Origin of the sequence: Bacillus sp. SIMBA_008, assembly GCF_046535495.1 — a bacterium.
Taxonomy (GTDB): Bacteria; Bacillota; Bacilli; order Bacillales; family Bacillaceae; genus Bacillus; species Bacillus subtilis.
Genome location: NZ_JAWRWL010000790.1, coordinates 1 through 257 on the forward strand (window position 1 = coordinate 1; position 257 = coordinate 257).

Annotated in this window: 1 pseudogene; it reads right to left on the reverse strand. The window is 38.5% G+C overall.

The window, feature by feature from the left end:
• A pseudogene (locus SB658_RS25475) lies at positions 1-257 on the reverse strand (helix-turn-helix domain-containing protein); the annotation flags it as partial.

The window sequence follows — 257 nt, forward strand, 5'->3', positions numbered from 1 at the left end:
GGCACAAGTGCGTATATAAAAGGCTTCGGTATATCGTGACGGCAATACGTCTCATCAAGCTCGTACGTTTCTTTTCTATTCTCTTTTATTTGTGGAATGTTTTTAGAAAGAATTGTTTCCCCCTCATATTTTTGCTCATTTTTACTACAGCCATCTACACGATCATCACTTTCACATGCGGACAGTTTCATACGGTCAATTGCAGATGTAAGAAATACATATAAGTTCGCACTATAACCGCCGCGCTTATATCTTTC